21 protein-coding genes and 1 pseudogene are annotated in these 23,496 nt (G+C 64.4%); 18 read left to right on the top strand and 4 right to left on the bottom strand.

The features are described from left to right. The first annotated feature begins 5 nt into the window (after nt 1-5). The 7 genes from ACOOHC_RS14860 to ACOOHC_RS14830 are packed head-to-tail and all read left to right on the top strand — an operon-like array spanning nt 6 to nt 8,974. Entirely contained in the window at nt 6-3,116 is a 3,111-nt protein-coding gene (locus tag ACOOHC_RS14860) for a hypothetical protein (protein ID WP_420451185.1), read from the top strand. Continuing rightward, a complete protein-coding gene (locus ACOOHC_RS14855) occupies nt 3,113-4,363 on the top strand; it encodes a hypothetical protein (RefSeq protein WP_420451184.1) in 1,251 nt (416 codons plus the stop codon). Before ACOOHC_RS14860 ends, ACOOHC_RS14855 begins: the two co-directional genes overlap by 4 nt. Beyond that, complete coding sequence (locus tag ACOOHC_RS14850) at nt 4,360-4,857, top strand: hypothetical protein (protein WP_420451183.1); 498 nt, start codon at nt 4,360-4,362, stop codon at nt 4,855-4,857. Before ACOOHC_RS14855 ends, ACOOHC_RS14850 begins: the two co-directional genes overlap by 4 nt. Next, entirely contained in the window at nt 4,854-5,387 is a 534-nt protein-coding gene (locus ACOOHC_RS14845; protein ID WP_420451182.1) for a hypothetical protein, read from the top strand. The genes ACOOHC_RS14850 and ACOOHC_RS14845 overlap by 4 nt, the downstream gene beginning before the upstream one ends. Then, nucleotides 5,371-7,296, top strand: a complete 1,926-nt coding sequence (locus ACOOHC_RS14840; RefSeq protein ID WP_420451181.1) for a hypothetical protein — start codon at nt 5,371-5,373, stop codon at nt 7,294-7,296. Before ACOOHC_RS14845 ends, ACOOHC_RS14840 begins: the two co-directional genes overlap by 17 nt. Beyond that, nucleotides 7,293-7,745, top strand: a complete 453-nt coding sequence (locus tag ACOOHC_RS14835; protein WP_420451180.1) for a hypothetical protein — start codon at nt 7,293-7,295, stop codon at nt 7,743-7,745. The genes ACOOHC_RS14840 and ACOOHC_RS14835 overlap by 4 nt, the downstream gene beginning before the upstream one ends. Then, entirely contained in the window at nt 7,742-8,974 is a 1,233-nt protein-coding gene (locus ACOOHC_RS14830) for a hypothetical protein (protein ID WP_420451179.1), read from the top strand. Before ACOOHC_RS14835 ends, ACOOHC_RS14830 begins: the two co-directional genes overlap by 4 nt. Here ACOOHC_RS14830 and ACOOHC_RS14825 read toward each other — a convergent pair. Continuing rightward, nucleotides 8,913-10,187, bottom strand: coding sequence for an ISL3 family transposase (locus ACOOHC_RS14825; protein ID WP_420451178.1), 1,275 nt, complete (start codon nt 10,185-10,187; stop codon nt 8,913-8,915). The two genes, ACOOHC_RS14830 and ACOOHC_RS14825, sit on opposite strands and share 62 nt — an antisense overlap. 145 nt (nt 10,188-10,332) lie before the next feature. Here ACOOHC_RS14825 and ACOOHC_RS14820 point away from each other — a divergent pair, with 145 nt between their 5' ends. The 4 genes from ACOOHC_RS14820 to ACOOHC_RS14805 are packed head-to-tail and all read left to right on the top strand — an operon-like array spanning nt 10,333 to nt 14,499. Further along, nucleotides 10,333-10,557, top strand: coding sequence for a hypothetical protein (locus ACOOHC_RS14820; protein WP_420451177.1), 225 nt, complete (start codon nt 10,333-10,335; stop codon nt 10,555-10,557). Beyond that, the gene (locus ACOOHC_RS14815; RefSeq protein WP_420451176.1) at nt 10,557-12,875 is read left to right on the top strand and encodes a hypothetical protein; all 2,319 of its coding nucleotides are present in this window, start codon (nt 10,557-10,559) and stop codon (nt 12,873-12,875) included. The genes ACOOHC_RS14820 and ACOOHC_RS14815 overlap by 1 nt, the downstream gene beginning before the upstream one ends. 37 nt (nt 12,876-12,912) lie before the next feature. Next, nucleotides 12,913-14,082 (top strand): hypothetical protein, encoded by a 1,170-nt coding sequence (locus tag ACOOHC_RS14810; RefSeq protein WP_420451175.1) that lies wholly within the window; start codon nt 12,913-12,915, stop codon nt 14,080-14,082. A gap of 42 nt (nt 14,083-14,124) precedes the next feature. Then, nucleotides 14,125-14,499 (top strand): hypothetical protein, encoded by a 375-nt coding sequence (locus ACOOHC_RS14805; RefSeq protein WP_420451174.1) that lies wholly within the window; start codon nt 14,125-14,127, stop codon nt 14,497-14,499. A 139-nt stretch (nt 14,500-14,638) separates the two neighbouring features. Here the strand turns inward: ACOOHC_RS14805 and ACOOHC_RS14800 are convergent, their stop codons facing one another. Beyond that, nucleotides 14,639-14,854 carry a hypothetical protein gene (locus tag ACOOHC_RS14800; RefSeq protein ID WP_420451173.1) on the bottom strand — a complete coding sequence of 72 codons (216 nt, stop codon included), beginning with the start codon at nt 14,852-14,854 and terminating at the stop codon, nt 14,639-14,641. Between the two features lie 581 nt (nt 14,855-15,435). Between ACOOHC_RS14800 and ACOOHC_RS14795 the strand changes: the two genes are divergently transcribed. Then, entirely contained in the window at nt 15,436-15,645 is a 210-nt protein-coding gene (locus ACOOHC_RS14795) for a hypothetical protein (RefSeq protein ID WP_420451172.1), read from the top strand. A 225-nt stretch (nt 15,646-15,870) separates the two neighbouring features. Beyond that, nucleotides 15,871-16,050 (top strand): hypothetical protein, encoded by a 180-nt coding sequence (locus tag ACOOHC_RS14790; RefSeq protein ID WP_420451171.1) that lies wholly within the window; start codon nt 15,871-15,873, stop codon nt 16,048-16,050. Between the two features lie 141 nt (nt 16,051-16,191). Here ACOOHC_RS14790 and ACOOHC_RS14785 read toward each other — a convergent pair whose 3' ends face one another. Beyond that, nucleotides 16,192-16,500 carry a DUF86 domain-containing protein gene (locus ACOOHC_RS14785; protein ID WP_420451170.1) on the bottom strand — a complete coding sequence of 103 codons (309 nt, stop codon included), beginning with the start codon at nt 16,498-16,500 and terminating at the stop codon, nt 16,192-16,194. Nucleotides 16,501-16,526: 26 nt separating this feature from the next. Further along, nucleotides 16,527-16,811 carry a nucleotidyltransferase family protein gene (locus ACOOHC_RS14780; RefSeq protein WP_420453810.1) on the bottom strand — a complete coding sequence of 95 codons (285 nt, stop codon included), beginning with the start codon at nt 16,809-16,811 and terminating at the stop codon, nt 16,527-16,529. A 276-nt stretch (nt 16,812-17,087) separates the two neighbouring features. Between ACOOHC_RS14780 and ACOOHC_RS14775 the strand changes: the two genes are divergently transcribed. The 5 genes and pseudogenes from ACOOHC_RS14775 to ACOOHC_RS14755 all read left to right on the top strand — a co-directional run bounded on the left by ACOOHC_RS14775 (nt 17,088) and on the right by ACOOHC_RS14755 (nt 23,473). Continuing rightward, a complete protein-coding gene (locus tag ACOOHC_RS14775) occupies nt 17,088-17,363 on the top strand; it encodes a hypothetical protein (protein ID WP_420451169.1) in 276 nt (91 codons plus the stop codon). Next, nucleotides 17,353-17,658: a hypothetical protein gene (locus ACOOHC_RS14770; protein WP_420451168.1), complete on the top strand. Its 306-nt coding sequence runs from the start codon at nt 17,353-17,355 to the stop codon at nt 17,656-17,658. Before ACOOHC_RS14775 ends, ACOOHC_RS14770 begins: the two co-directional genes overlap by 11 nt. A gap of 74 nt (nt 17,659-17,732) precedes the next feature. After that, nucleotides 17,733-18,862, top strand: a pseudogene (locus ACOOHC_RS14765) (IS3 family transposase); the annotation flags it as partial. Between the two features lie 283 nt (nt 18,863-19,145). Further along, nucleotides 19,146-22,400, top strand: coding sequence for a MobF family relaxase (gene mobF / locus ACOOHC_RS14760; RefSeq protein WP_420451167.1), 3,255 nt, complete (start codon nt 19,146-19,148; stop codon nt 22,398-22,400). A 56-nt stretch (nt 22,401-22,456) separates the two neighbouring features. After that, nucleotides 22,457-23,473 (top strand): hypothetical protein, encoded by a 1,017-nt coding sequence (locus ACOOHC_RS14755; protein ID WP_420451166.1) that lies wholly within the window; start codon nt 22,457-22,459, stop codon nt 23,471-23,473. Nucleotides 23,474-23,496 lie beyond the last annotated feature (23 nt).

Raw genomic sequence — 23,496 nt, 5'->3', positions numbered from 1 at the left:
GAACCATGTCCGTCCGCCTCGACATACCCATCACCGTGCGCCTTGCCAGCTCGCCGCGACCTGTTGACCTTGCAGGGATCAAGCATCATGTCGGCAACGCCGTGAAGCGCGCTGGCGACATCGCTCACAGCGAAGTGGTCGGCCCGCGCGGGCGTCGTCGTCGCGTCGTCGTGGAACCGTCCAGCGTCATCATCCAGACCGCAGACGGAGCGCCCAACCCTCAGGCCAGCCGCGTCGAAGCGGCCGTACTCGCTGGGGTGGACTACGGCATCGAATCGAGCGGGCTGCTCGAACGCCGAGGTACCGGAATCGGAGTACGTGGCCGTGCAAGCGAACCCGGCGACCCGCAGAGAACCACCGCTCGGGGCTACAAGGTCCCGGTCTTCGACGACGGGACCGATGGCGAGGTTCCCGTCGCCCAGCCGCAACGATTGACCGTCGGTGCGGTGCAAGACGCACTCTGGGCAGCTCACGTGGAGCGCTTCGGACCCGTGTGGGATCCGGCGCGATTCGGGTACCCCGGCTTCTACGGCACGTTCCTGCTCGATGGCCGCGTGGTCAAGAACACCCTCTACTTCTTGTTCGAAGTCGGGGCGATCGACGAGGACGGTTTGCCGTACTCCTGGAACTGGGCGGCTCACGACCTCATTCTCTTCGACTACGACGAGGAGAACGATCGAATCATCACCACGACGGTGCAACCGCCGATGGGTCACTACGTGTTGACCCGCACCGAGGAAGCCGCGACGACCCAAAATTTGCTGCGCCTCTACAACGCTGAGGCTCAGACACGCGAGAGCGCACCCGAACCAGAAATTCGGGCACGGATGGCAGCAGCGGCGAACCGCCCGGACGCACTCATCCACACCCTCGAGGACGGTGAACGGATTCGATTCATCTCGATGGGCGGGGGCGAACTGGAAGGTGTCGATTCGGCGATCCCGATCCGCTTCATCGCCCAGATGCAACTCGGCACGGGCGAGTCGGTGGAAGGCTCGGGCGGCGAACGTCGCGGAGGCGGCCGCCAATCGAACGGACAACCCGGCGGTCGGCGCACCGGCGGCAGTGGTGAAGGCGAAGGCGGGACTCGTCGGGGCCCGCGCGGCGGGCCGCTGGGTCGCGCCGGCGCCGAGGGCGAGGGGCGGGTTTGGCCTGTGATCGGCGGCGGCACCGAGCAGCTCAAGTGTGAAGCGTTCCTCGGTGAACCGCCCATTGCCGACCTCACCATCGGGGGCGCCGCCCTCGAACGAACGATCCGACACATCGCGATCCAGCTCGAACTCGACTACTGCGGGTATGCGGCGAAGTTCTGTGTCAACGCGGCCTTGCTCATCGGGGCGAGAGCGCACGCAATCGGGGTCACCTCGGTCAACCGCAAGACGACGACGCGAGTGTCGGTGCAACCCAATGGTGGCGGCAACCAAGGTTTCATCCAGATCGAACCTGGCGACACACCCGAGTTCGAATATCTCCAGACGTTGGGTGAACTCGCGGTCCAGGTCGACAACCTCCGCGACCTGATCGGTGAGGTCTACCTGCGTCCAGAGAACGCTCACCAGATCTTCTGGCAGGCGGACCGAGACAACGACCCCAACGCTGCTGCCTTCCTCTTGCGTTTCTTCTCCAAGATGCGCGAGCTCGACACCTCGTGCATGTGGCTGTACGCCGAGACGTGCCGCGTCATCCTGCTGCAGCAGTTGCGCAGCTCCAGCGAGGGCATCACCGGCCGAATTGCAGCCTTCGAGGAGACGCTGGCCAGCTTCACCCAGAAGCTCGACATCCTCGGTTCGAGTGTCGTGAAAATGTCGGTGCTGAGGACGGCGATCCGCTATGCGGACCGAATGAATGTCTCGGGAAGTGTTCGCTCCGTGCTCGCAACACCTCCACCCATGATTCGAATGCGCGGCGACGCATACCGGCCTCCGCCCCCGATCGACCGCGTCGCCGACCCGATCCTCGCTGCGTTGGAAGCTGCCACGATCACCGATTCAGGAAGCGGGCGCCGCGCGAACTTCCTGGGTCGGGCTTGGACGATCGAAGAACTCGATCAAGCGGTTGCCATGCGTCGCGGTGTGCTGAACATGTCTGATCCGATGTTTCTCCAGATCGCCGACCTTGACGCGCTGTACACACGTTTTGCTCGCAACCCGGACACGGCGCGTACTTACCTGTGGGACCTACTCGACGAGATGCGGCGGGCGAACACGAAAATGATCTCGGAGACCTCGGATCGCGAGGACGGCCCCTTCTTCGCACTCGAGGCGTCGCAGTACGTCAAAGCACAAGGTGGCTACAACAATCGCGGCCTGAAGTACGACCTCACCGGCATTCACGAAATGGCCGACAACATCTTGCGCGGTCACACGCAGGGGACTGACTCGTACCGCATCGGGATCAACAGGGCGATCGGGGTGAAGGCCGGGTGGGACAACTTCATCATGCTCTTCTCCACCGCTGGGATCATCGGCCTGGCGCTGCTGTGTGCTCCACTCGGGGCGCTCGCCGTCGGCGTCGCCACAGGCGCGGCCGGTCTCGCCCTGACGGCCTACGACATCAGCGAAGCCGACCGCCTCGAAGACCTGTACCGCGCGCTGAAAGACCCTGAAGCCATCCTGCATTGGCAAGACGTCGAACTTGCTCGGATGATGGCGAACCTGTCGAAGGCCTTCTCGATCTTCGACGTCGTCGGGGTCGGCAAGGGAGCAGCGGCGCTGGTTCGAACTGCGCGGACCGGCCTTCGCGAGGTCGCAGAGCAAGGTTTACGAGGGACCGCCCGATCAGCACTTGCCGCGTCTCGGCGACAGATTCTCGACCGGATGGCGGCGGGCGTGATGGAGAACGCGCTGAAACAGGCTGTGATGGCGAGTGCGCTCGCGGGAGCCACGACGCTCCTCTTGCCGGTTGTGATCACACCTGTGCTCGTGCCGTGGATGCGCCGAACTGCAGCCGAACACGGAACGCTGCCCGAGATCGACGCGGCCCTCGGCGCGCTGGCGGCCGGCCAGCCAGCAATCGAGGTCACGGCGGCAGCTGTGGTCGACACCGAGCTCACCCAGACCGCCGCCGGGCCCACGGCCAGCGATCCGGCCGCAACGTCCGAGGAGCCGAACCAGTGACACTTCCCAACCGTGCCGCGCTGGCCCGCCAAATGCGCGCGTTCGTCTCACAAAGCTCGGAGATTTCCTCGCTCCAACGAGCGATGGACCTGTTGCATCCGTCCGGTCCCAGGCCGAAAATGCTCGACATCGTCAGTGGCGTTCTGTACTCGGCACTTCGTGGGCATGAAGCCCACACGGCCGGTGTCTTGGTCCGCCTCAATGATGCGCTTGGACGCACGATGGCCGATCTCACCGCCCTTCGGCGTGGTGAGGGACTCGGCGGACGAACGTCCGCGATGCGCGCCAACGACCTCAGCCAGATCGCTCAAGCGATGGACGACCTCGCTTCCCTGGAATCACGGCTCCGAATGATCATCGACACCGACGGCAACGGCGTGTGGGCTCAAGCCCTTCGCGCCGAAGTGGAACACGCGCTGGTGCGGCCGACGGTGGCAGTTGCGCCCGCCGCGGTGACACCGTCAGGCACTGCGCTTGCACGTGCTGGAGGCGCTGCGGTCCCGACCAGTCTCGCGGGCGGAATCGTTCAACTCCGCACGGCGATCCACGCCATTGCGGCAGTCGGTGACGGCATCTGGCGCACGCGTCAGCTCCCAGAATCGATCGCAGTGGCCGCACGGCAACTCGTCGATGTGGCTGGGGGGAACGTCGCCGAAGCTGTACGCAGCGCCTTGCGATCGGGAGGTCAGGCCGCCGACGACTTGGTGATTGCGATCCTCTGGGCGACGGGCGAGATCGAACCGAAGGCGAACTTCGGCACCAAGCCCCATGACCTCCACCAACAACAGGTCACCAACCTGCCGTTCGAATGGAAGGGCGCCTACAGCCCGAACCAAGGGCATGGGCTCGGCTTGGACGGGATCCTCGGCGGGTATGTCGTCGATGCGAAACACCTCGGTGGGCCCTTGGAGACCAGTCCATTCGTCACGGGACGTCAACCACGGCGGGACTACACGCCGAACAGTCTCGACGGCGAACTCGCCCGCGCAGCTCGCGACCCGGCGCCCACCGCTCAACGTGCGACGGACCTCGCGCTTGCTGACAAGAAACGAGGGGAGACCTTGCGCCAGATGAAGGATCAATTGCAGTGGGCCCGAGAACACGGCTTGCGGGGTGTGAAGTGGATCTGCAACAACGATGAGTTGGCGGACTACTTCCGCTTGCTTGCCCGTGAGCATCTCGAACCGCCGTACCGCAACATGGACTTACAGTTCGTCGTCGGCGGTATGACCGGAGCCAGCCGATGAGCCCCCGTTCGACCGTCGACGAATTCCAACGACTCCCGTCGGCAATCCTCACCGACGGCCTGCTCCCGGTGCCGCTGTTCGTGGTGACGCGGATGTCCCTCTCGGAGACCTATTCGTTGCCGCCCGTCGGTTCGTCGGGTTTCCGCGCCGCTGTCGACAACTCCGACGACAGCGTGCAGATGAGTGCGCTGCTGATCGGCCCACAGCGCTTCGCCTGGAAACAGAGTCTCGAACTGCTCGCGGACTTCAGCCGCCGAGGGGGAGCACTCGCCCGCTGGACCGGCGGCGGTGTCGGCGGCCTGATCCCGGTGACCTCGATGACCGTTCGGCTCGACATGCACGTCACCGAACTCTCATTCGCAGCGTCGGCAACGCGCCGCGACACGCTCGAAGTGAACATCGGGCTCCGCCACGTGCCGCAACCCGGACCACTCAACGTGCTGATCGACCTCGGAGCCGCCGCAGCGATGAGCCTCACGGACGCACTGACATGAGCGAAACAATGGTCCCGATTCCGATCGTCGCCGCCCGCGGCGTCCCACAAACCGTGCCCGTCGACGCGGCTGGCCGCCGATTCTCGGTGACCCTCTCTGCGAGTGTCGCTGACGTCCCAGCGTTGCGGTCGATTGCGGCGACCGACGTCCTCGTCGATGCTGTGGCCGAACAGCAGCACACAAGGAACTCGGTGCCCGGCGACGCCCGCTCTTGGATGGTCGGCGCTGCACCCTCCACCGTGTCCGCCGACCTCGTTCGCCCACATCTCGCGGTCCGCGAGGACGGCGTACTCCTTGGCTCCCGGCCGGTGATCGTTGGCCGAGAGTTGGTGTACGGACACAACGAGGGGTCGCCGCTGGTCATCAAGGTCACCGTCCAGGAATGCACGCTCACGGCGGCGTCCCTGATTCGACCGGGCGAAACCGGCGGGCGCTTTGCCGCCGAGTTGAGGATCTGCACGAGTGGTGTTTCGCGCAACGAGGCGACCGCAACGATCGACGAGGAAGACCCCTATGGCCAGCTTGCTTGAATCGATGGCAGACCCGGCCGTCGTCGGATTCGACGCGGGGTGGCAGATCGAGTTCCGCTGCGCGGGCCCGGATGGCAACCCGATCGACCAAGGCGCGATAACGATCAGTCGAGACGACTACTTCGCGACCATCAGCGTCGAACGTACGACATCGTTTCGGGCACCGACCTTTGATGTAGTGATCGAAGGTCTGTCCGATGCCGACCATGCGTCAATAGTCGGTGGGCCGTACGTCTTCGCCAAGATCGCACTTGGCTGGCGCGACCTCGGCAGCGGGGGCCTGGCTCCGTTCAAGGACGTTGGAGCGCTCCTTTCGGGCGGCGGGTCGGGCGACTACCACGAGGTGATCCACGGTCGTATCCATACCTACGAACGCCTCCACGGCGACTTCCGATATCGAACGCATATCTCAGGGATCGACCTGAATTTTCATCGCCTCCGCAACACGGCAGCCACTGCACCTCCCGTGCAGCCCGGGAGCCCGGCGATCTACTACGCAAGGCACTACGCGGGCAATGCCGGTGTGCCGGTCAAGCCTCACCCGCCGCAGCCGCCCTACGACGGGATCGACGAGGTCATCGAGACGCCACCCGACGCGAAGGTGCACAACGCTCTGAGGAACCTCGCAACCCAAGCGCACGGAGGTGGGGTCGGTCGACAGATTCCGATGTTCGTCGCAACCGACGGGCTCCATTTCGGGCCGTGGGCCGCACCCTCGACGGGCAGCCAGTTGGAAGCCAAGCAGATCGAAGCGAAGACGGGACTCGTCGAGACCACCCCGGTCCTCCAAGATGATTCGGGCGACCCCGAGAACCCGATCGCCGCACCCAGCGTGTTGCGCTACGACGTCTTGATGCGTGGACGAGCTGACATCGACATCGGCCACAAGGTCGAGCTCGAAGCCGAGGAGCCAGACCCAGGCTCGCTCACGTCGACCACCGCCAGTTCGGTGCTTGGTGGCATCGGCGATGTTGCGGTTGGAATCGCTCAGTCCTTTGGTGCATCTGTCGAACCCGACTTCTCGACGTTCCGAGTCGTCTCTGTCAAACACAGCCTCGATCGGGCGAAGGGACTCGTCACGAAACTGCGGGTCGAGCGCCAGACCGACGGCGAACCCGTGGAGTCGACCGAATCGGCGACCACGGCTGAGGCTCGAGCGCTTGACGAGGCGGCTCGAACCGCAATCGCACTCGCTGCACAATCGCGTTCTGAACGCGCCGAGGTCATCCATCTCGACGTCGGCAAGGTCGCTGCTCAATCGGTCGAGTTCTCCACGGAAGGGGACCGAGCCTTCGACGGTCAACGCCTCGATGTGCACGAGGGGCTCGATCGGACGGCTCAACGCAACGCGTCGGTGCGGGCAGAACTCGCTGAGGCGCCGACCGTCCTGTTCAACAAGCCGTACCTCACCCCGTACGCATTCGGCAGCACGGGGCTCGTCATCCCCCACTATCCCGGGACGCGGGTCGTCGACCTCCACTACCGGGAACAGATCGGCAACACGATCGTGGCCGGTTGCTTGTGGAACGAGTCGGCGGAGCCAAGGTCCGAACTCGGCGACTACTGGCTGTCGCTCCCGGTCGACTTCTCGCCTGCGGAACGAGACGACAACCCCCGCGCTGCCAGCACCCCGTCCGGACCAGCGGTGCACGACCTCATCGACGGTCATGGAGGTCGTGCGATCCACGCGCGTGGGCTGACCATCAAGGTAGGGGAAGGGTTGCTCGTCGACGTGGGCAACCGGCCGGAATCCGCTGCCGAGGACGAGGTGCTGATCGAGCACAAGAGTGGCGCTTCGATCCACATCGACAGCGAAGGAAACATCTCGATCTCGACATCGAAGGACATCACCTTCGATGCGAACAAGATCACGATGAACGTCGCCGATTCAGTGGAGGTTGTGAAATGACCGAACAAGCCGAGATCGAACGCCGCTACTTCGGCACCGGACCGCTCGTCGAGAACGCGTCGCCCGACAGCATCGGGATCGACATCGTATTCGAGGACGGCCCGGCGGGTCGTGAGCTCGCAACCCAAAGTGGTGCGGCCAACCTCGCTCAGGACCTCAAGGTGGCGCTGCTCACCCCGACCGGGAACGACATGTTCAACGTCGGATTCGGGTTCGACGGTCTCCGCGTCTTGAGCGCCGACATGACACCGACGATGACCACCGAGATGCTGCGACTCGCCGTCCTCAAGACGATCGCACTCGACAACCGAATCAAACGCGTGCTCGACGTCCGAATCGAAGAAACCGAACCCGGCTCACGCCGATGGATGACCGAGATCGAGGTGCAGACCGTCATCGGAGACGTCCAGCGCCTCGTGCTCGGCGCTGTGGAAGGAACACCATCATGAACGACATCGACCTCGACGCGCTCGTCTCGACGACGGCCGCCAACGGATTCGGGATCACCGACGCCGGCTTCGTTCCCAAGTCGGTCGGCCGACTTCTCGACGAGAAACTCAGTGCCGCCCAGGTGCTTTTCGGAAGTGATCTCGACCTGACCTCAGGCAGCGTCACCAGAAAGTGGTTGGAGATGCTCGCGCTGGAAGAAGCGCGGCTGTGGGAACACCTCGGCAGCTACTACGCAGATTCCTTCATCTCTACAGCGACCGGCGACGCGCTGTCGATGCTCGGGTCCGAGCTGGGTATCGAGCGACCCCACCATCGCTCGGTCGGCAGCGTCACGATCTCACTCGACGGTGACCTTCCATCAGGGATTCCGACGGTGCGACTCGAGCGCGGCACCCGGCTGCTCACTACTGGCGGCCACGACTTCTTCTTGTCCGACGCGGTCGAACTGACCGCCGACGTCACCTCTGCCGCGGCGGCCGTGATGGCCTTCGAACCAGGGCCAGAGTTCAACCTCGACCCGTCCGACGTGGACCAGATCCTCGTCTCGTTCAACGAGCTCGACCATCGGTCCGACGTGGTCCGTCAGATCGTGACGGCCCTCGCAGCAGACGTCGTCGTCATCGAACACGACCAACCAATGACTGGTGGCGAAGACTATTGGAGCGACTCGGCGTATCGAGATCTGCTCCTCACGATGCCCCGCAACCTTTGGACCCCCGAGGCGATCAAGGTCGCGGTGTCCCTGGTGGCCGGGGTTCGCCAGACGGTGGTGAAGGACCTGTTCGGCGGTCTCGACATCAACCAATCGATCTATGGAAACTTCAACTTCGTCGAGCGACTGTTCTCCGAGGAACGCAGCCTCGGTGAGCCGTACTACTTCACGGTCTTGGTGGCTCCCGGCGACGGCGCGATCTGGGACGGTCCCGGCCAACTCCTTGCTCGGATCCGAGACGCGGTCGACGAAGTCCGCCCGATCGGGATCCTCCCGAAGATCGAGATGGCAACGCTCGTCGGTGCAGGATTCAGCTGTGACCTGACGGTCGACGGCATCCCGATTCCGGGCGGCACAGCGAGCGCCATCAACAGTTCGCCAGAGGCGCGGGCTGTGAAGTTCAGAATCCTTCAACGGGTCCGCAGGTATGTCGCTCTTCTGCTGTATCCGTGGGTCAGGTTCGGCCTGGGAGGGCGGGTGGGTGGCTGCCAAGCGCGAGCAGGGCGAGGGCGATGAGGGGTTCGGGTCCGTGGAAGCCGAACGCGATGCGGGTGAGGAGCCGAATCTTGGTGTTGGTCGACTCGATCAGGGCGTTGGAGAGCCCGGAGTCGAGGGCGTGATCGATCGCCACTCGGTGCTTCACGATCTTGCGGGCGAGTTCGACGAAGGCCGGCATTCGCGACCGGCGCGCCCACGACAACCACCTGTCGAGCGCGTGCTTGCCGGCGTCACCCTTGACGGCAAACACGAACCGCAGTCCTTCCTTGAGCAGGTAAGCGCGATGGAGCCGAGGGTCGATCTTGGCGATCCAGTCGAGCTGGGCGCGTTGGTTCTCGGTGAGATCGCCGGGGTTCTTCCAGAGCGCGTAGCGGGCGCGTGCGATGCCGAGCGAGGTGCCTCGTGCGCGTCCTCGCTGGGACATGACGGTCGTGATCGCGTTTCGTCCCGATGCCTGGTTCCAGGCTCGGCGACGCTCGACGTCGAGCGCTTCGATGGCCCACGCGACGACGTGAAACGCATCGGCGCAGCGCACGGCGTTCGGGGCTCGCTTGGCGACGACGCGGGCGATCCAGCCCGCCATGTCCGCAGAGATGTGGGTCAACTCCGCAGCGCGTTCGTTGCCGAGTTCGTCGAAGAACACCTCCAAGTCGGCGTCGGTGCGGCCAGGGCCGACCCACACCAGATGGCCGGTGTCGTGATCGACCACGACGATCAGGTAGCGGTGTCCGCGCTTGTAGGAGATCTCATCGATCCCGATCCGTCGCAACCCGTCGAGACGATCAACACGCGCCTCGACATCTGCATTGACCCGCGTGACGATCGCACCGATGGTGCGCCACGCCACCCGCAACAACTCACACGTCGCGGACTTCGAGGTGCGCACCGCCAGCCACGCCGCCAAGTCGTCTAAGTCGCGGGTGTGGCCGACCCCATGACGAGCCCACGGCACTGCCACCACCGTCGGTCCGTGCGTGCGGCAACGCACCCGGGGTGCGTCGGCTTCGATGAACACCTTCGTCGTGCCGGCGTCCAACGCCCGCCACCGCCGACGACCATCACCACGGTCGTAGCGAGGCGAACGTCGATGGCAGTGTCCGCAGCGGCCACGAGCCCTCGCATCAGGTCGTGCCGACACCACGATCGATCCATCGGTGTCGTCGACACGGACCCCTTCCACGACCGTGCGCGTCAACCCGCACGCCTTCTCCCATACCTTGGTGTTCAGCACCCCGTCTGCCGTCCTTTCAGTTTCGAGCCTTCGACAGCGCGAAACCTAGGAATCAGGCGGGGTGCACCCGCGGATAGGCCCTCAACTCACCCACGGACAGAGCAGAAGAGCGAGGTATGTGCAAGCGCTGAGGATCGGCGAACCAATGCGCTACTCCGAGGTGCTCTGGTCGATCATGGAGGAGCCGGGCGTCGTCGATGTCAAACAGTTGCGCCTGCTTCGTTACCCGCCCACGATTGGGGGAGCCGACACAGGAACAACGCGCAGTGCAACACCGATCGAGAGCTTCGCCTGTGAGCAGGACCTCACGGTGTCACCGACCGAAGTTGCCGAACTCGTCGACGACGCCGACGCGATGAGGATCCGATGATGGGTCGGGTACTCACGCCACGCCCTGCTGGAGGATCGGGCCTCGACCTGTTTCGTTCAGCGCTGACGCCTCCGTTCGCCGCGGGGATGTCACTCGACCCCGTGCCGCTCGTCGACGGTTCGTTCGACGTCCACGCGGGGCGCGAGGTGGTTGTGCTCGTGCGGCTGCGTCGTCCACTCGCTGACGAAGCGTTGGTCGTCCGCGGAAGTGTCGACGGTTCCACTCAGCCCGACGTGGTCTTCTCACCGTTCACCCAAGAGGGGACCATGCTCCCGGTTTTCCGACCCGAACATGCCGCAGGGTCAGATGGTTCAGGCCCGTTCGTCGTCGACGCCGTAGTACATCGGTTGACCGACAGGCGGCGCCACCACGCACACCCGAGCCCAGGGCCGGCTATGGCCCGAGCCGACGCCGCTGAACTGGTCGACGCGGTGGTCTTGCAGGGGCGATTCGCTCGGATGTTGTTGCTGGCCACCCTCGAGAAACAACGCTGCCTCCGGACGATCCGAGAGACCGCAGCTGCTCGGCATCTGGAACTCGCATCGTCTGGTGCGCTCGACGAGCGTGGCCGTTCGCTGCTTGTGCCCCGCCGCCTCGACCCCCGCGAACCCGACGACGCGTACCGCGCTCGGCTCGGTATCTATTCGTCGTGGATCCTTCCGACTCCGGGGGGTTTCGAGCGTGCGCTCAACGGCTCAGGGGATGCGGCTGATGCGAACAGCGGCCTTCCAGGACGGGCCGGAATCGATCATCGCTTCCGTGTCGTCGAGGAGACCAACGAGCTGTCGATCGCCATGAAGATCGTCGGAGTCGGTCCCGATGCCGCAGCTGACTTCGACAGCTTTCAAACCGTCCTGGAGACCATTCACCTGGTCGATCTGGACCGGCCGACGCCGACCCGGATGCCCGCAGAGGGCCGCGCTCGACGAGAGGCCATTCGGGCGACGATCGCTGCAGAGGTCACTCGGGTTGGTGACCCGCTCCTCACCCGCCGCTTCACCCCATTGGTTGCGTCGTCGTTCGACCGTGCCGTCCGCCTGATGCGGGCGCTTGGACACACAGCGCAGATTCGACTCCTGCGGGGGCACGAGCGTGATGGCGGGTCGCGCTACGAACTCGGGCTCGGGATCGACATCGCCCCACCGACCGCGGCACAGTTGACGTCGATGGCGGCAGGCGTCGGTGCGGTGGCTGGTCGCGGCGATGACATCGCAGCGCTGGCGTCGGGGCTCGAGCCGCGGAGTCCAGCCGAGGACCCGTCCGGGTCGTGGATCTTCGAGCCGTGTGGATTCCGCACGGTTCATCCAGTTGGTCCAGGGGTGCTGCACCTGTCGCCACTCCCGACGTTCGGGATGTGGGTCGACGGACCGGATCAGCTCTCGCTCGGAGAAACCGCGACGTTCGAGGCGCGGGCGCATCCGCCAGGCGAGGCCGTCGGTGTGCACCGGCTGGTCGCCGAATCCTTGGCGAACGTCGACGACACGATGAGCGCCGCAGGGTTACCGCCACTTCCATCACCGATTCCGCCGAACGACGTGATCGACCGCATCGGCGACATGACCTCGTCGAACGGAACGCCCCCATCAAATCTGGATGCCGCATTCGCTGCCGGTGTCGTCATCTCCAGCTCGACTGGATTCGCAGAGAATCTGCTTCGCGTGTTCAACTTCGACCAGCTGGCAGCGTTCTCGATCCCCAGCAGTGCGGTGGCCGCCTTCGGGAGCCCGGAGGATGTGCGTGATGGGTTCATTGCCTGGTCGGATGCGCTCATCACCGCCGGATTCCACAGCGTGCGTCCTGTGTGGGACGACGCGTTCGGCGAAGTGGTGATCGTTGCGTCGATCTCTCAGTTGCCTGCTTCGACCGCGATCGGTGTCGGTCCGCCTGGGGCGTCGTTCTATTGGTACGAGACGAGGCTTCCCAAGGCGCAGCCTGGCAGCGACGACCCGCTCAAGATTCTTCAAGCACGTGGCGGCAAGGCGGTCGTCACGACCGGCCGAACCGGACTCGCACTCCTGGTGGCGATCTCCTACTCGCGCCGTGGGCTCGCCGACCCTTTCGAGGTGCGGATCGAACTCGACGACCCGACGGCGGTTCTTGAGCGCGACGAATACGGGTTCATGATGAATTTGCTCGACCACCTTCACCCCATCGGCATCGAGGTCAACACCTTCGATATGCGCCGACATCACGTCGACGCCGACGGTGACGGGACTGCGGAGTTCCTCAGCAGTTCGGCGTCACGTACGTATCACCAAGATCGGCGACGCCGCGACGTCGGTCGGCTTGATAACCGCAACACCAGGCGCGTTTTCTAACCCGCCTCAACATTCGACGATCACAAAGGAGACCAACATGACCACGATCGACATCACCGAAGGTGGCTTCACGATCAACGGCACATCGAGCACGGTCGTGGCGGAGTCGCTTTCCGTCGCTGGACTGTCCAACACCACGATCGCCGAGATCGTGGGCGGGTGGTTCGTCGGTGTGACCGGTTCGACCACGCCGACGCCGTTCCGTTTCGACACCGACGTCGAGGCGAACGACCCGTCATGTGTCGTCGACTACTCCCGCGGATTCGCTCATGTCGACTGGATCGACGGCGAGAGCAGAGTCCAAGCGGGGATGACACCCGAGGAACTCGGCGTCAACGCTCGATTCCATTCTCTCGAGAACGAGTTCGACGCAATTGGCGACCAGTTCGCTCGACTGGGGAACTGTGTGGCAGCGCTCCGCTCGGACCTCTTCGGCGTCGCCGCGGAACTGGAGGCGAAGATCACCACATTGCAGAACCAGGTGCACACGCTCGAACAGGAAGGGCGAGAGGAGGAGACGGGTCCCGTCATCCTCGGAACCGCCACATTCGACGGGCGTGACTCCTTTGTCACCAAGTTCGGCAACGACTTCAAGTTTGTCGACTTTGCGAGCACACCGATCAAAACCACTCGGCCGACGTTTGGTGGCCTGGAGGTGTTTGATCCTGGGGTCATCGACCCGGGTGAGCTCGGGGGCCTCGTGCTCGACATCGATGAAGCGTTCACCCACCCTGCGATCGACGCGCTTTTCGGCGACGGTCCCGTCACCGTGACCGACGTGCGGCGTCACGGAGCCGATGTGACGTTGCCGAGTGGCGTGGCGCTCGGAACGGTGATCGCTGCGTTGCCGGGCGATGCGACTTTTGCGACCCGGGCCGACGCAGTGGCTGGAGCGATCGAGTCGATCGTTGCCGAACTGCCCGACGGACGCATCGCAGCGGTTCGCTCCGAAGTGCTCGCAGGCGACTCGGTCGATCGAACTGGCGGTGCGCTCCTGAACTCGGGAGTCACCGGGGTCACGACTGACCCCCGGGTCGCAGAGGCGCTCGGTGCCGCAGGATTCGGCACGATCGGACGCTTGGCGAGTGCCGACCGAACCGACGTGTTGAGTGCTGTTGGAGGCCTCGGAGTCGCCGTCGATGCCGGTTCGATCGATGCGGCGATCGCAGGAGCGATGATCGGTAGCGCCATACGAAACCGGACGTGACATGATCAGCGCGAACTTGGGAAGATCAGCGGGCGTGGAGCGATGAGCAAGAATGTCGCGGTCGTGGGGGATGTCACTGCGACGCCCGGCACAGTGCTGCACACGAAGACAGCGATCGGGGACGGCTCGAAGACCGCGGCCGGCTCATGGACGGCCGATCCGGTCAGCTTCGAGACCTATCCAGGGTTGGTCCTCAACGGCAAACCGGCGATCTGGAAGGCGGGGTGCGTGTTCCGCTTCACGGGCACGAACACGTCGGGCAGCGCAGTGTCGGAGACCGAAACGGTCACGTTGGAGGCGGGGACCACCGCTCTCAACCCGGGTCAGCACAGCGTGCTGGTCGACGGCGACTCGACGCAATCGACGGTCTACCAGAACACACTCGACACCTCAGCGAGCGGCCCGGCCGCCAACTGACGGGCGAGTTGATCGTCACACCGGAGATGAAGTTCGCGTCGTATCCCATGTGCCCCTCCTGTCGATTCCGGAGTAGAAGGTCCGGACGGCCGTGGCGACGGTGTAGGTCCGCAGCGCGTGGAACCGACCCATCAACCCGTCAAACGGTGACGATCTCCAGGAGGTCGTCGGGGCCGACGAGGTCTGACGCGTTTGGCGTGTAGAGGCGAGCGTCGTGTGCGTGTGCTGTGGCGGCGATCGAGAGGTCGAACGACCGGGATTGGCGGCCGACTCCCACGACTGTTGCGGCGAGACGCCCATGGCTGGCGGCGACGTCGTCATCGATGGGGATCGCGTCGAAGGTGCGTTGCAACATCGTCAATCGTCTGAGCTGTGCGGCCTGCGTTGGGTCCGCGAAGATCTTTAGGGAATCCTGAATTGGATGCCTTTTCACCTGGCCCGCGACGTGCTAGCCGTGGCCGTAGCGAGGTGCGTTTCCGACGGCTGTTTTGGGAACGGTCAGCCATGAGGTTCTAAGACGATGAGTTTGTACACGAGTTCTGCACGCGCCGTGGCGACGGTTGAGGGCCTCGATCGGCAGGTGTTCGAAAACCGTCCGCCATCAACGCAGCATTCCGCAATCGAAAGTCTTGCCGAATCAGCGAGGGCCGATGATCGTATTGACGGCGTGACTATCGACTGCTGCAGTCGAGTTTCGAACTCGGCCAGATCTGACTGCAATGACTATGTGTGGCCCAGTGTGCGGCAGTCGCGGCGCCGAAGCCGCCGATCGATGCTGAGGCGTAGCGAGCCGGATCTCCCGGGCGACGCCGGGCCTGTTCGTCAGCGGCCGGACGGTGTGGTGCATGTAAATCACGTTGAAGCCGTGGCGGATGGCGAGTAGTCGGCAACCGGCCCGACGATGCTGCCGACAAGGTTTGGCGAGAGGGGTGAGCGATGCTGAGTGTCGACCTACTCGGCCCGATTCTGAAAACCATCACCGACGTGTACGGCATCCAACGAGAGACCGATACCGCACTTCTCACCACGAAGTGGACGGTCGAGGATCGCGAGGAGGAGCGAAGGCACGACTCGACCAAGCGCGACATCGCTCTGTTACGACAGCGACCGAACCAGCGAGGACCGCGGCACGAGCCGTCCTCGTGACAGCCTGGGGCGGCCGCCCGCTGCGGCTGAGCGGCATCGGTATGACGACGTACGCCCGCAAGGGCGTGACCGTGATCCCGAACGCGATCGGGACGAGCTCAGCTCGGAAACCGACGGCCAGCGCCCACCGCGACCCGACCGCGAGTCAACACCCGAAGTTCATCGAGGCGACGAGCGTGACTAACTAACCCGGGTCGAGCCAAGCGGCCGACTTTGTGGATCGGGGTGCTGGAGCCCGACGCCGATCGTCCGAACCTCATCGTTCGAATAGTCGATGGCGATGTGTGGCCGTTCGCGGAACACGTCAACGTCGCCCCGTGGCCGGTTGTTGCAGTTGATCTCCTTGATGCTGACGACGAACGATCTCGACGTGCCAGCCTCGAACTGATCGAGCGACACCAGTGACGTTTCCAATAATCGATGGAGAACCGGCGCGGTTGCCGACATTGCTGCTGTGGCACCTTCTGAGCAATCCCCCAGTCGCCTCGGTGGCTGGGGTGCGAGGTCTGCTTCGGCGGGCCTTGGCGCTTTACCGAGCCTTCTGCTTCACCCAGTCTGATCGCTGTCGAGGATCTGCTGGAGTTGGCTTCGAATGGCTGGGATGTCGCGTTGAACGACGTTGCCGATGATGTCTTGATCGATGTGGAAGTAGGCGTGCGCAAGAATTACTCGAGTGCCGATGATCTCGCGCCACGGGATCTCGGGGTGGGCGGATCGGAGCTGATCCGAGAGATGTGAAGCGGCTTCGCCGAGCACTTCGATCCATCGCTGTGCGGCGGCCTGGACAACCGGGTCCGTGGTCAACGCGCCGGGATCGGAGGCGTGTGCGATCAGAAGGTCGCACATCTCCAACATGTCGAGGAGGCGGTCTCGGTCGTTCCTCACAGCTCGACGGCGTCGTGCAGCACGCGTGTCGAGACGCGTGCTCGGAGGCCGGCATCGGTGACGACGTCAACGTTGTGCCCGAGGAGTTCTTGCAGGTCCATGAGGAGCCCGCCGAGATCGAAGAGACCACGGTCCTCGTCAAGGTCGACGAGGAAGTCGATATCGCTCGCTTCCGTTGCGTCTCCGCGTGCGACCGATCCGAAGATCCGTACTCGTGTCGCTCCACGAGCGCGCGCGGTTTCGATGATCTCTTCGCGGCGATTCCGCAAGTCCGTCAACATCGGCACGCTCACCCCATGAAGGATAGACCCTGTCGTCGGTCGCGAGGTGGCCCCGGTGATCGTGCGACGAGACTCACGACTCGATCTGTCGTCAACGACCGCGTCCTCACATTCGGGACGGCGAGCAGTCTGTGATCCTGATCACAGCTGAATTGTCCGTTCGTGTTCGCTGATGTCCGTCAGTGTCCGGTGGTGTGTGTTGGTGCCAGATCGTCCGGATCCCCAGTAAACACGGAGCTTGCAGGGCGAATCACATGGGTGTACTTCTGATGGTCCATGTCGTTGCTGGAGGAGTTCGCTGAGTCGGAGGAGCACCCGCTTCTCACGATGCGCGAGGCCTGCAAGATCCTGCGGATCGGCCGCACGCTCGGCTACCAACTCGCTCACGAGTACCTGAATTCGGGCGGCACGTCCGGACTGCCGGTGATCCGGTTCAGCAAGGAGTGCTACCGGGTTCCGCGCTGGGCGCTGATGGAACTCGTGACGACCGGACGAGTCGTGCGGCTGTGCGATGCGGAGGCACCCGTCGAGGGAGCCTCCGTTGCACGCTGACCCGACCCGCCGGACGATCGTCCTCGGCCCGCGAGCGCACGAGCTGCGCGCCTACGTCGGCTCGACGGCATGGTCGGTGCTCGAAGAGATAATGCAGCGCTCGACAAGCGACGGCGAGCACGTCGTCGCCCACGTCTACATCCGCTCGCTTGCCGCGTCGCTCGGACTCGCAAAGGACACCGTCGCTCGCGCCGTTCGTCGGCTCCGCGACCTCGGCGTGCTCCACGCCGAGCAACGCCGCTCCGACAGCGGTGTCTTCCAGACGGGCGCATATCGGCTCGACGTCCTGCGGTGACCCCCTGGGAGTGGTCCAGTAGTTGTGCGGTCTGATCGTCTCGGCCATGGTGGTCGGGGCAGAAAGGACCGACGATGTCTCGACGACGACACACGCCGGAACAGATCATCCGCAAGCTCGCCGAGGGCCACAAGCTCCTTGCTGGCGGTCAGACGGTCGAGGAGGTGTGCCGACACTTCGGCATCGCCGAATCGACCTGGGCGCGCTGGCTGAACCAATACGGCGGCATGAAAGCCGACGACGCGAAACGACTTCGTGAGCTCGAGTCCGAGAACGCCCGGTTGAAGAAGCTGCTGGCCGAGGCGGAGCTGGACAAGGAGATGTTGAAGCATCTCGCCGAGGGAAAATGGTGACCCCGAACCGCCGCCGTGACGCCGTGCGCGAGCTGGAGGATCGGTTCGGGGTCTCGCAGCGTCGGGCGTGCCGGATCGTGGGTCAGCACCGCTCAACTCAGCGCCTCGACCCGCCACCGGTCCCCGATGACGAGGCCGAGCTACGCGAGTTCCTCCGGGCGTTCGCGAAGCGGCGACCCCGGTGGGGGTGGCGACGCGCCGCGAAGGAACTCCGCCGGGGCGGCTGGAAGGTCAACAACAAGCGGGTTCGGCGCCTGTGGCGTGACGAGGGCCTGCAGGTGCCGACCAAGTCCCGCAAGAAGCGCCTCACCGGAGTCGGCGCGCACGTTGGGCCCATGTCGCTGATCGCGCCGAACGCCTTGTGGGCGCTCGACTTCCAGTTCGATCACCTCATCGACCACCGCCAAGTCAAAATCCTCAACGTCATCGACGAATACACCCGAGAAGCACTCGCGATCGATGTCGCGCACTCGATCACCGCCGACGACGTCGTTGCCTGCCTCGACCGCCTCGCCATCGAACGCGGGCGGCCGCCAGCGTTCGTGCGCTTCGATAACGGCCCCGAGTTCGTCGCTGTCGTGGTCGCCGAGTGGTGCGCAGCGAACGGCACCGAGTGCGTGTTCATCGATCCCGGCTCACCGTGGCAGAACGCCTGGATCGAGAGCTTCAACAGCCGCCTACGCGACGAACTGTTGAACCTCTGGCAATTCGACAGCCTCCTCGAGGCCCGAGTGATCATCGAGGACTGGCGCATCGACTACAACATCAACCGACCCCACACGGCCCACGGCGACCTCACCCCGAGCGAGGCCGCCAAGGCCTGGATCAGCCGACACCAACCCCAACCCGCACAACACCTGGACCACTCATCGGGACCCGCTCAGTCCCGACCGTCTGCCTCACCGTCGGCGCATCGACGACGACGAACCATCGACGACCTCATTCGACAACACATCGTCGAACCACCAGTACCACGAGCACCACCGACACGGTCAACACGACCGACACCGGCCAACTCTCCCTCACCTTCAACTCCTGAAGGAACACCCCCATGACCGAACCAACCACCCACAACCACAAATCTCTAACCCGTAGAGAGGTGCCCGCCAGCTGTCGGGACCGATCATGATCCGGGTGACGACGCTGTTCGCTCGCACCGCCGAAGCAACGGCGGCCTACTACGGCGACTACCTCACCAAGAACAAGCATGAGCTCCCCGGCCAGTGGACCGGCAAGCAGGCACCCGACCTCGGCCTCATCGGTGAGGTCACACCCGACCGTCTCGAAGCAGTCCTGCTGGGTCGTCACCCCTTCACGGGGGAGTCGCTCGGTCGGGAACTGCTCGACCGCATCGACCAGAAGGGGAATGTGATCAAGGCGGTCGCCGGCTACGACGCCACGTTCTCGGCACCGAAGTCGGTCTCGGTGCTGTGGGGACTTACCGGCGACGAGGGCTTCGCCGAATGCCACGACCGAGCTGTCGGCGCAGCGATCGAGTTGATCGAGAAGTACGGCTCGACCACCCGCATCCGATCGAATGGGACACGGCTGTATCCCGAAACCCACGGGCTGACGATCGGTGTGTTCCGCCAGTCGACGAGCCGAGCCGACGATCCGCAGCTCCACACCCACGTCGTCATCTCCGCGAAGGTCCAAACCGTCGACGGCCGCTGGTACGCGCTCGACGGGCGAGTGTTGAAGCGGCAGCAGCAGGCGTTCGGCTACTTCTACCAATCGGTCCTGCGCGCTGAGCTGACCGCCCGGTACGGCGTCGCGTTCGATCCCATCGTCAACGGACAGGCCGAGATTGCCGGCGTCCCGACAGAGTTGCTGCACCAGTTCTCCAAGCGCGCCCACGACATCGCCGTCGAGATGGACCACCGCGTCGCTGAGTTCATCGAAGCCAACGGCCGCGAACCGAGCCACCGCGAGTTCTCCGCCATGGAACGCGAAGCCTCCGGCGACACCCGAGCCCGCAAGACCGGACTCGGTGCCACCGACCTTCGAGCCCGGTGGACACGAGAAGCCACCACCCTCGGCCACGACCCAATCTCACTCGTCGACGCCGTGAGTGCGGAGGCGCAGCGGCGGCCGCTCGAAGCATCGCCGATCGCAGTTGCCGACGTTCTCGAACTGCTCGCCGAACGCAGCTCGACGTGGAACCGCCTCGACGTACTGCGCGCGATCTCCGACCTCGCCACACCGCAACCCGGCCACGACGCCGCGACCTGGGCGGCAGCGCTCGACCAAGCCGTCGACACCATCCTCGACGCCTGCATCGACCTCGACCCCGCCGCACCGAACGCACCTCGCCGATCATCCGATGGGCGGTCGCTGCACGTCGAGCCCGTCGCACGCCAGGCGACGAGCGAGCACGTACTGGCTCAAGAAGAGCGGATCATCACATGGGCGCTGGACGCTCAAGCGGGCACGCCGCACCCGTCGACGACGGTCACCGACCACGCGCTCGACGACAAACAACACTTTGCCGCGAGTGCGGTCGCGGGACACGACCGGCTCGTGCTCGTCGTCGGCCCGGCCGGTGCCGGTAAGACCCGCATGCTCCAAGCTGCCGTCACCGATCTTCACGCGCAGACGCGAACGGTGATCGGGTTCGCACCGACGGCCAAGGCGGCCCGTGTCCTGGAAACCGAGACCGGCATGCAGACCGACACCGTCGCCAAGCTGCTCTACGAACTCGACCACCCCGACCCGAACCGATCGTGGTTCGACTGCGGACCGGGAACGACCGTGATCGTCGACGAGGCCGGCATGTTGAACACCGCCGACCTCCACCGACTCGTTGAGCATGCCGAACAACACGAGTGGCGACTCGCCCTCGTCGGCGACCCATATCAACTTCAATCCGTCGGCCGCGGCGGCATTTTCCAAGAACTCTGCACCACCGGCCGCGCGAGCGAACTCGAGAACTTTCACCGCTTCACCAACGACTGGGAAGCCACCAACTCACTCCGCCTGCGCCAAGGCGACCCCGAAGCACTCCACTTCTACAACACCTTCGGCCGCATCGGAGCCGGCACGTTCGACGATCATCTCGACACGATCACCGACGCCTGGACCCGAAGCCGTGACGGCGGTGAGACGATTTCGATCACGACAACCCGCAACGAACACGTCCGCGCCATCAACCACCACATCCAGCAACGGCGCATCGAAGCCGGCGAACTCGACCAGAACACCATGGTCCAGATAGATGACGATTGCGCGATGGTCGGCGACATCGTCGCTACCCGTCGCAACGACCGGCGACTCCGCTCCACCACCGGCGAATCGATCCGCAACCGAGAACGCTGGACCATCACCGACAGCACCGAGAACGGTGAGATCACCGTGACCCGACTCGACGGACACGGCACCATCACCCTCCCCGCCAACTACGTCCGCCAACACGTGCAGCTCGCCTACGCCACCACCGATCACGGCGCCCAAGGCGACACCGCCGACCGCAGCATCACCCTCGCAACCACCGCCACGACAGGGCGCGGGCTGTACGTCGGCATGACCCGAGGTCGCGACGAGAACCTGGCTCTCGTCGTCACCGGCACCCCTGACATCGCCGAAGCGATCAGCATCCTCGAAGCAGCCATCGCAGTCGACCGAGCCGACATCCCCGCAACGACCCACCGTCGCCTGCTCGCCGAAGCTATGCCGAGGTCGGGGCCACGGCCTCGCGTTCAGATCCCCGAATGGTTCGACGAGTTGCGGGCGACGGCCGAGGAGGAACGTCGAGCCGCCCAACACGCGCTCGACAAACGAAACGCCGAGCGGGCTGCGGACGAAAGGCGAGTGGCCGAGGCAAGTCGTGATCTGCCTGCTGCCGAGGCGGCGCACGCCCCGTTCAAAGAGATGGTCGTCGCTGCGAAGCACGTCGTGAGCGAGTCGCAGTCAGCGCTGTGGAAGGCCGAGTCCGAGTTGCGCAAGTCCGGCCGACTTCACCGTCGCTCAGCGCGCCGAGACGTCGAGGCCGCGACAGACGTCCTCGCCGCCGCCAACCACCGTCTGGCCCGAGCCGAGGAACTCGCCGCGCCGACCCGTGCGCCACTCGACGACCTCCGCAAGATCTTCGACGACAACCGCAATTTCGACTCGCCCCGCCGAATCCTCGACGACTGGGAAGACCTCGAGGGTGTTGCCGTAGGAGCCAACGAATTCTGCCGAGCCCTTGACCAATGGAGGAACTGGGCCTACGGCCGCAAAGCAAGCCCAGCGGACTTGGCCGAGGTCGTTTCGATCTTTGAGGACCACCAGGAACTTTCTAGCCTCGGTCAGCTTGGCGAAACACTCACTCGATGGGTCGATTTGCGGGGAGTCGAACTCCCACGGGCGGAGCTGCCGCCACCGTCGCTCGTGCACGGTCTCGAAGTCTGAGGGATGCTCTGGGGAATCCGGCCCGGACACCGCTATGCGCGCGAAGATGAATGCTCATGGTCAACGCAACGCCAGCCGCAGCACGAGCAGGATTCGACATCTTCCAACGATTCGGTGGCGACATCACCATCGATGACCTAAATCAGATGCTGTTCGACGCGGGTTACGGCCCAATTCGGGAGCGGACGTACGGGCACTATCGCAAGCTGCTTCGGGCCGGACTCGATCGCTACATCTCGATCAATCGTTTCGACCTTGCCCGAGCCTCAGGTGCCTTCGACAACGCCTCGGCGCAGAGCCGATACCGCTACACACGAGTCGCTGAAGGTGTCCAGCTGGTAATTGCCAAGGGCAACCAGCTCTTCGAGGCTGCTTGTACGACGATCGAGGTCGGTGAGACCGGGGCAGTTCTCACTCTCGTGGATCAGGAGCTCGCAGAATCGCTTCGCGGACTGAAGCCGTCGAGCGGAGACATGGTGTCGTTGCGCTTTCTCGAGAGCGGCCGAGTCCAGCCAGGGCGCATCGTCGATGTCGACGTCGACTCCGACCCGATCCTGATCGAGGTCGAGTTCACCGAACTCATCAGCCTTTCGATCGTCGAGGCCGGGGTCCCGCGTTCAACAGTGACGTCAGACGTGGTGTTGCGGGCAGCGAACGAAGACGCGACAACAACGGAGCTGGCGAGCCGCCGGGTCTACTTCTTCTTCGAGTACCTCGAAGGAATCCGCTCGATTGCCAGTCTTGTGGATTCGCGGGCGTCTTCTGCCCGCTACTCGGAGCCGGCGATTCTTCGGAGCCTCAGAATCGAATCATCACCGCAGCTCGCGCTCGACATGTCGGCACTGGTGACCGCGCTCGGGCCATGGGGCCTGGTATCCGGGGTTGTCTCCGCTGCAGCGGCACTGCCACTGCTACGCAAGCAGTGGCTGGAGGGAGCAAAGACGACGGCGGAGACGCGCAACCTGGACGCGTCGACTAAGAAGACTGAGGCGGAGACGCTTGTGCTCGCCGCAGAAGGAATCGGGCTCTTCGCGCTTGAGCGTGGTGGTGGTTTCTTGAGCATCCACTGTTGAGGTCCCGTGGCCTCGCAAGTCTT

It is taken from the genome of Ilumatobacter sp. (assembly GCF_965215205.1).
GTDB lineage: Bacteria > Actinomycetota > Acidimicrobiia > Acidimicrobiales > Ilumatobacteraceae > Ilumatobacter_A.
The sequence above is the reverse complement of the archived record's forward strand: the minus strand, read 5'-3'. Positions and strand labels throughout refer to the sequence as shown.

Bases quoted from the DNA above. Each gene is read 5' to 3' on its own strand.
- ACOOHC_RS14800 (WP_420451173.1), bottom strand. From the start codon at position 14,854: ATGTTGCAACGCACCTTCGACGCGATCCCCATCGATGACGACGTCGCC.
- ACOOHC_RS14775 (WP_420451169.1), top strand. From the start codon at position 17,088: ATGTCGTTGCTGGAGGAGTTCGCTGAGTCGGAGGAGCACCCGCTTCTC.
- ACOOHC_RS14820 (WP_420451177.1), top strand. From the start codon at position 10,333: ATGCGCTACTCCGAGGTGCTCTGGTCGATCATGGAGGAGCCGGGCGTC.
- ACOOHC_RS14780 (WP_420453810.1), bottom strand. From the start codon at position 16,811: ATGTTGACGGACTTGCGGAATCGCCGCGAAGAGATCATCGAAACCGCG.
- ACOOHC_RS14835 (WP_420451180.1), top strand. From the start codon at position 7,293: ATGACCGAACAAGCCGAGATCGAACGCCGCTACTTCGGCACCGGACCG.
- ACOOHC_RS14755 (WP_420451166.1), top strand. From the start codon at position 22,457: ATGGTCAACGCAACGCCAGCCGCAGCACGAGCAGGATTCGACATCTTC.
- ACOOHC_RS14850 (WP_420451183.1), top strand. From the start codon at position 4,360: ATGAGCCCCCGTTCGACCGTCGACGAATTCCAACGACTCCCGTCGGCA.
- ACOOHC_RS14805 (WP_420451174.1), top strand. From the start codon at position 14,125: ATGAGCAAGAATGTCGCGGTCGTGGGGGATGTCACTGCGACGCCCGGC.
- ACOOHC_RS14830 (WP_420451179.1), top strand. From the start codon at position 7,742: ATGAACGACATCGACCTCGACGCGCTCGTCTCGACGACGGCCGCCAAC.
- ACOOHC_RS14785 (WP_420451170.1), bottom strand. From the start codon at position 16,500: ATGTTGGAGATGTGCGACCTTCTGATCGCACACGCCTCCGATCCCGGC.
- ACOOHC_RS14795 (WP_420451172.1), top strand. From the start codon at position 15,436: ATGCTGAGTGTCGACCTACTCGGCCCGATTCTGAAAACCATCACCGAC.
- ACOOHC_RS14845 (WP_420451182.1), top strand. From the start codon at position 4,854: ATGAGCGAAACAATGGTCCCGATTCCGATCGTCGCCGCCCGCGGCGTC.
- ACOOHC_RS14860 (WP_420451185.1), top strand. From the start codon at position 6: ATGTCCGTCCGCCTCGACATACCCATCACCGTGCGCCTTGCCAGCTCG.
- ACOOHC_RS14815 (WP_420451176.1), top strand. From the start codon at position 10,557: ATGGGTCGGGTACTCACGCCACGCCCTGCTGGAGGATCGGGCCTCGAC.
- ACOOHC_RS14810 (WP_420451175.1), top strand. From the start codon at position 12,913: ATGACCACGATCGACATCACCGAAGGTGGCTTCACGATCAACGGCACA.
- ACOOHC_RS14840 (WP_420451181.1), top strand. From the start codon at position 5,371: ATGGCCAGCTTGCTTGAATCGATGGCAGACCCGGCCGTCGTCGGATTC.